Consider the following 6,602-nt stretch of genomic DNA (forward strand, 5'->3'; position numbering starts at 1 on the left):
ATGGAAGTCATTGTTGTCGAGATCACTGAGAAAACAAGGGAAGCCTTGCTCATGACACTGAAACGTCAGAAAATGGTAAACGACCAGCTAATGAGCAAAAACAGGAGGGAGCATGAAAGACAAAAAGTCACCTCAGGGCAATTGTATGATTTTAGACGCGCGGACAGATGCTGCCAACTTAGACTGGATAAGGGCTGCAAGGCTGCAGGCCAAAGCAGACCAGGGTGACCAGGATGCAAAAAGCAAACTTGATGAATTGCAGAACACTGAGGTGATCAAGGTGGTGCAATGTCCTTTGTGCGGGTCGCTTAACACAGTGCCGATAGTTTGTGGAATGCCGGATTCAGAGCTGGGAAAACAGGCCGAATCAGGCAAGATTAAGCCGGGTGGATGTCTTCTGGGGGATAATGCCCCGGATAGTTACTGCAGGGACTGCAACAAAAAATTTTTCAAATAGAATCAGTATTACTGAGGTCAGTTCCGGCATTTTGCATGAAACTTCCCGATGGGATTAAAACCAGAGAAACCAACAGTTATGGATAAGGAAAAGCTGAAAAAACTGGCTCAGAATCCAGGTTTTATCTCCGGCATTTACAACTATTGTGACCGGTGGTGTGAGAAGTGTGCGTTTACTTCCCGGTGCATGAACTTCGCCATGGAAAAAGAGTTTTTTCCTGATCAGGCATCCCATGACGCAAGAAATGAAGATTTCTGGGAAGCCATGTCCAGGGTCTTTGAGGTCACCATGGAGTTGCTCAATGACCTTGCCGAAGAAAAGGGCATTGACCTTGATCTGGCAATGGGTTCTGTGGATATGGAAGGGGACGGGAAACAGAGGAACAGTGCTGATCAGAATATTTGTTCCATCCTGGCCGGGAAATACGCAAAGATGGCTGGTGAGTGGCTTGAAGCCAATGAGTCTTTAACAGCATGCCAGGGTGCGCAGATAAAAATTCCTGGTACTGTCAGCACCCTGGAATCTGTTGATATTAAGGAAGCATTGGAAATAGTCTGCTGGTATCAGCATCTGATTTTTGTAAAGATAAACAGGGCGCTCTCGGGAATGGGGCAGGCAAGTGAAGACAGCCTGGAAGACGACGAATATGATGCAAACGGTTCAGCCAAGGTCGCCCTGATTGGCATTGAAAAGTCCATTGCAGCCTGGGGTCTTTTGCAAAGTCTACTTGGCCGGGACAATTCAGAGTTACAGGAAATACTGTTTTATCTTGAAAGACTGAGAATAAAGATTGAGAATTATTTCCCCGGTGCTCAGTCTTTCCTCCGGCCTGGTTTTGATGAATAACAAAAACCTGATCAGTAAGTTACACATTTCGCCCTTGACGCGAAGTGTGTAACTTAGAGAGAGTACGCTCTCAGGCAAAGGCGGTGCTAATCAGCCAGGGGTCAAGTCAACCCCGTTGGTAAATCATAGGACACAACTTTAAAGTGTAGGTAAACCAAACCTGGCCAGGGTCTCTGATACCCGTAACATTCGTGTCTCCATCATCACAAAAAAATGAAACAACAGGTATGATTAATGTCAGACAATTTTGAAAAATTCACATGCTTTTCATGTGGAGAAAAATTTCCAGGTTATGAGGGTGTTTCGCTGCAAGACGATGGCGAAAGCAATTTTTATTGTAACAGTTGCTATAACCAAGAAATTTCAGAAATGTATGGTTTTGATTTTACAGATATATCTTTTCATCCGGTTACATTCTCAGATTCTGAAGGTATCAAACACACATTTCATATTTCAACGAGAATATTTGGACCTCATGTCACATTGGAAGCCTATGAATTAATAGATGATTCTCCTGGTGGATATAGTTTTTCGGTAATGGGGGATGTGGAAGACGATTTGATCGGTCTGTTCACGAAGTTAATCGACAGAGTACAGCGCCAGGTATCCATGAAACATATTGAGATTTCAGATTCATACGGATATACGATCAATGATAACGATACGGTGAGAGGGTACATCACAGATGATCCAGAAATTGACCTGTTTCCCTGTGTGGTTATAGATGGCAAAGAAATATCATGGGAAGAGTTTGGCAGGATGATCATGGTTTACAATGGGTTCAACTTTAAAATGGAGATATTCGACAAGACAGAGGAAAGATGATCAGAATAGCTTTTTACGACTTAAAATCCAAATAACAACATGACAGGCAATTTGTTTATGGAACCGGAACCGCAGGCACTTGCAAAGGCAAGTCCTGGAGAAGAAGACTGTGGTGAATGTCCGGAAAAAGGCTTTAAAATCTCCTGGGCGGCATCTATCCTGACAGGCAGAAACTGGGAGACTTTAGAAATGAATCCTGAAACACATATCAAGAGTTTATATTGAGCAAATTTATGCAATCTTACCATGAGCTGCTTTCTGAGCATGAGCTGGATGAACTGGGAGATTTTCTTGATGATATTCCAGGCTCCATGAACATTGAAATGATGGATGGTTTCCTGACAGCGCTTGCCTGTTCTCCGGAACTGGTCATGCCCAGTAAGTTTCTACATCAAATCTGGGGAGAGGAACGTGAATTTGAAACGGCTGAGCAGGCCCAGAAGTATGCGGGAATGATTCTCAGGCACTGGAATTCCATAACAAATCAGCTGAAAGAAAATGATGTTTTCACTCCTGTCATGCTTGATCATGAGGAAGGATCCATCGGCAATGACTGGGCCGCGGGTTTCCTGTCAGGCGTTCAGCTTGGAGGAGATGACTGGGAAGATTATCTTGATGACGAAGAAAAATCAGCTGTCTTTGTTCCAATTTTTATGCTTGCTCACGAGCATGACCCTGATCCCGAGCTGCGGTCCGGCCCTATAGATTCAGAACAGCGTGAAAAAGTCCTGGCTTTTCTGGCTGTATGTGTTCCCAAGATTTATGCTCATTTTGACCAGCACAGAGAATCCTATGCTTCACGTTCCCAGCAGGCCAGAACAATAAAACGATCTGACCGTAAAATCGGAAGAAATGAACCATGCCCGTGCGGAAGCGGGAATAAATTTAAAAAATGTTGCGGCATCAATTAAGCCTGGTTGATGCTGCATGCTCATATAACATAACAGCATAAAGGCACTGCATGATAAAAAAGTGTACACTTATGAGAAAAGAACAGCCTGTAAACAAGGAAGGGTCGGGAAATGGAAGCCAGTGCAGAAGAAGCCTTAACTCAGAACCCGCTGGGAGCAAATTTTCGGTACATGGTTTTTGTTACGCAGACATCAATTTTTGGCACAGAGGGAAGTCAAAAGTGAGTTGCGGGGCCCGTCCCAGCAATGGCTGCTCACTCTTTTTTTTATCTTGGGTTGCGGGCTAAGCCCACTTTAGAGATTAGAGGTCAACGAGGGAAATATCTACTCTTTTACCTAAGACTAAGGTTGCCTTATTGATCGTGCTCAAGGTTACATTAGAGGATTGTGTGGACCCCGGTCTCTGAGACCAGCAACGTGTTGTTATTACAGTATTTCACCTTAAGAAATGGTCAATTTTGAGGCTTACAGACAACTTTTGTCTTGGATACCGCCCAGATCTATGCGTAAGCATTCAAAATGATTAATTTTTAAGCTTCAAAGGATCAAAGCTCTCCTTTACATTTCGCGCTTGACGCGATGTGTAAACATGATCCCGGAATAAAAGATTAAGATTAATAATTGACACTGCTGTTCTACAGTGGTGTCAGACGCCATATTTACTTGAAACAGACTGGAATAACAGGACGTCCTTTTTACGGCCGATATGAAGAGGATCAAGTTTGGTTCATATTACATGGGCAAAGTGGACACCGCTCCACGGGAAAAAGAACAGCACAAAATTTAAGGAGCAGATCATGAACAATACTTTTGCATGCATAGACTGTGAACATTGCCTGCCTGACAGTGACGGCCCGTTTACGGGGTCGGACCTGATCAAGTCATTGAATAGTTAAAGAAAATATCCCAAAAAGGCCCTGAATTTGGCCTTAAAGCAGCCATTTTGATGTCAGAATGGCTGTTTTAATATCTTTCCTCCCAGAAAGGTCTTTTTTTCCTGTAGTGAGGAGCTCAAGGGAGCTTGTCTTCCTGATTGATGACAACAAGGAGCCATGTTCTTAAGGCCATGGGCATGAGTGATGATGAAGCCAATGCCTGCCTGAGATTCAGCTGGTGTCATCTGACTCCTGATGTGGACTGGGATAAAGTGGTTGATAAATTGAAGGTTGCCTGCGATACTTAAATATTATGGAAATCGTAGATAAATTTAAGCATATTACCGTGTGGAAACGTGGCGGCAAAAGAGCCCCTCATAAGCCACTTCTTGTACTTTATGCCATTGGTTGTCTGCTGAGGAATCAAACAAGACTTATTTCCTATGAGGAAATTGAAAAAAGGCTGAAGGACTTGCTCATGGCTTTCGGTCCGGCCAGTGTATCTTTAAGGACAGAGTATCCCTTCTGGAGATTGCAGAATGATAATTTGTGGAAGGTTGAAAACTCTGAGATGTTCAGGCTTACCTCCAGCGGTGATCCTCTTAGATCTGAGTTGATCAATTTGAGAGCTTATGGTGGCTTCAAAAGCGATGTGTTTGATAATTTGAAAAAATCTACTCAAACCCTTAAGCAGGTCATTGAAAAAATTCTTTACGATAACTTTCCGGAATCTATCCAAGAAGACATTCTGCAGGCTGTGGGGATTGATCTCGAGGACCTGGTGACAAAGGCCAGAAGGAATCCTTTGTTTCGCAGCAAAATACTCCGGGCCTATGAAAACCGTTGTGCCGTCTGTGGTTTTGATGTTCGCCTTGATTATTATCCCATTGCCTTAGAAGCAGCTCATATCAAATGGCATCAGGCGGGCGGTCCGGATGAAGAGCGTAATGGTATTGCCCTTTGTACTATGCACCATAAGCTTTTTGACAGGGGTGCTTTTACTTTGTCAGGTGATATGGAGATTCTGGTCTCAGATAGAGCCAATGGCACTTGTGGCTTCAATGAATGGCTAATGAATTTTCATGGCAAAAAGATTCAGCATCCCCAGAGAATCACATATCTGCCGCACCAGGAATTTGTGGCCTGGCATGTTAAGCAGGTTTTCCAGGGTGATTATAGGGCGATAGGGGCATCGATAACTATTTGATTTTCTGGCTAAATAAATGTATCTTAATAATCCTGTAGGCTATCAAAATCATAGATCAATTCAATATAGATCCCGCCAGCGTCTCTGAGACCAGCAATTTGTTATTATTTAGAACTGAAGTTCCCCCCAACCACTCAACCCCAGAATCCTTATACTCCGAATACGCCCGATATCTCCCCTCCATCACAACCTCGCCTCCGGCAACAATTCCATAATCATGCCGTCGCTGTTTGGAAATTGTCCATTTTTGGCTTGTATGCTTTAACTTCCTTTTCTATTTCCGCTCCATGCTTTTCCTGGGCTATTTTCATGTTAAACCTTAATTGTAAATTTAACCAAAATTCAGGTTCAATGCCAAAAAACTTTCCTAATCTTAAAGCAGTGTCTGCTGTAATTTCTCGCTTTCCATTTATTATTTGATTTATCCTATTGGCTGGCACATTTATAGCTTTGGCTAATTGATTTTGAGAAATTTCCATTGGGAGTAGAAATTCTTCAAGAAGCACATCTCCAGGGGTGATAGGAGTTAATTTTTTATTCATAAATCTATCTCCTTTTAATGATAGTCTATAATTTCAACATTGTAAGAGTTATTGTCTTGCCATTTAAAACATATACGCCATTGACTGTTAATGCGGATGCTATATTGTCCTTTTCTATTTCCTTTCAAGGCTTCCAGTCTGTTTCCCGGAGGAATTTTTAAGGTATCCAGTGAAACAGCAGCATTCAGGACTTCCAACTTGATACGGGCTTGCCTGGATATTGCCCGAAATTTTTTGACATCCAGATCATTAAACAACTTTTCAGTATCCTTACACGTGAATGATTTAATCATGTCCTACATTTATGACGTAAAGCGTACAACGTCAATAGAAGATATGTAACCAGAATATAAAGCCATCAAGACCTCGCCTCCCGCAACAATTCCATTATTTTCAGCCCATAATATTCTCCAATAAATACTAAAATAAAGAAAAAATCGCAATACGAATGATAATGCCAAAAAAAAGCCCGGGGAATTCCCAGGCTGATTAATCCCTTCAAGTCGGGTGTCATATGCTGATCTTGAAGGGAAAAACGTTTGCTACATAATAACGAAACTGGGGACAGGTTCTTTGAGTTGCATTATGGGATATGTTTTTAGATCTAAACCTTAATATGGACTTGCTTACTCTCCCAAAAAGAATTAAGAAATTAATGCATGAGCAAGAAAGTACCAAAGGCACACGACAGCTTTGTAAAGAACATCCTGGGCCGGGAGGTCTATGCCAGGGATTTTATCCGCTATTATCTTCCAGAAAAGATAACATCACAGCTGGACCTGGATACGCTGGAAGTGTCCTCCAAATCTTTTGTAAGCGATGAGCTTAAGGAGAACCTGACCGACCTGGTTATGTCCCTCCAGTTCAAGAATAGAGACCTTGCAGAAATCTATATGCTCATCGAGCATAAAAGCAATTTATTCCATCTGACTAAGCTCC

The 6,602-nt window shown here is 42.4% G+C and carries 10 protein-coding genes; 8 read left to right on the forward strand and 2 right to left on the reverse strand.

Going from position 1 to position 6,602, the window contains the following annotated elements:
• The first annotated feature begins 112 nt into the window (after positions 1-112).
• The 7 genes from LZ23_RS22615 (at position 113) to LZ23_RS11165 (ending at position 5,121) form a co-directional block, all read left to right on the forward strand.
• Positions 113-457 carry a hypothetical protein gene (locus tag LZ23_RS22615; protein WP_052507320.1) on the forward strand — a complete coding sequence of 115 codons (345 nt, stop codon included), beginning with the start codon at positions 113-115 and terminating at the stop codon, positions 455-457.
• 48 nt (positions 458-505) lie between these two features.
• Positions 506-1,303 (forward strand): hypothetical protein, encoded by a 798-nt coding sequence (locus LZ23_RS11150; RefSeq protein ID WP_045214209.1) that lies wholly within the window; start codon positions 506-508, stop codon positions 1,301-1,303.
• A 234-nt stretch (positions 1,304-1,537) separates the two neighbouring features.
• Positions 1,538-2,128, forward strand: coding sequence for a DUF7713 domain-containing protein (locus LZ23_RS11155; RefSeq protein WP_052507321.1), 591 nt, complete (start codon positions 1,538-1,540; stop codon positions 2,126-2,128).
• 57 nt (positions 2,129-2,185) lie between these two features.
• Positions 2,186-2,353 carry a hypothetical protein gene (locus tag LZ23_RS24115; RefSeq protein WP_157493202.1) on the forward strand — a complete coding sequence of 56 codons (168 nt, stop codon included), beginning with the start codon at positions 2,186-2,188 and terminating at the stop codon, positions 2,351-2,353.
• A gap of 8 nt (positions 2,354-2,361) precedes the next feature.
• On the forward strand, positions 2,362-3,039 hold the full coding sequence (locus LZ23_RS25030) for a UPF0149 family protein (RefSeq protein WP_045214222.1): 678 nt from the start codon (positions 2,362-2,364) through the stop codon (positions 3,037-3,039).
• Between the two features lie 1,033 nt (positions 3,040-4,072).
• Positions 4,073-4,222, forward strand: a complete 150-nt coding sequence (locus LZ23_RS24120; RefSeq protein ID WP_198145972.1) for a hypothetical protein — start codon at positions 4,073-4,075, stop codon at positions 4,220-4,222.
• A 5-nt stretch (positions 4,223-4,227) separates the two neighbouring features.
• Positions 4,228-5,121 carry a phosphorothioated DNA-binding restriction endonuclease gene (locus LZ23_RS11165; RefSeq protein WP_045214211.1) on the forward strand — a complete coding sequence of 298 codons (894 nt, stop codon included), beginning with the start codon at positions 4,228-4,230 and terminating at the stop codon, positions 5,119-5,121.
• A gap of 215 nt (positions 5,122-5,336) precedes the next feature.
• Here LZ23_RS11165 and LZ23_RS11170 read toward each other — a convergent pair whose 3' ends face one another.
• Together LZ23_RS11170 and LZ23_RS11175 are read right to left on the reverse strand one after the other, a co-directional pair.
• Positions 5,337-5,663, reverse strand: coding sequence for a HigA family addiction module antitoxin (locus LZ23_RS11170; RefSeq protein ID WP_045214212.1), 327 nt, complete (start codon positions 5,661-5,663; stop codon positions 5,337-5,339).
• 14 nt (positions 5,664-5,677) lie between these two features.
• Positions 5,678-5,956 (reverse strand): type II toxin-antitoxin system RelE/ParE family toxin, encoded by a 279-nt coding sequence (locus LZ23_RS11175; RefSeq protein ID WP_045214214.1) that lies wholly within the window; start codon positions 5,954-5,956, stop codon positions 5,678-5,680.
• A 366-nt stretch (positions 5,957-6,322) separates the two neighbouring features.
• Here LZ23_RS11175 and LZ23_RS11180 point away from each other — a divergent pair.
• A partial coding sequence (locus tag LZ23_RS11180; protein WP_045214216.1) for an Rpn family recombination-promoting nuclease/putative transposase occupies positions 6,323-6,602 on the forward strand: 280 nt, incomplete at its 3' end.

The sequence above is a fragment of the Desulfonatronovibrio magnus genome (assembly GCF_000934755.1).
GTDB lineage: Bacteria > Desulfobacterota > Desulfovibrionia > Desulfovibrionales > Desulfonatronovibrionaceae > Desulfonatronovibrio > Desulfonatronovibrio magnus.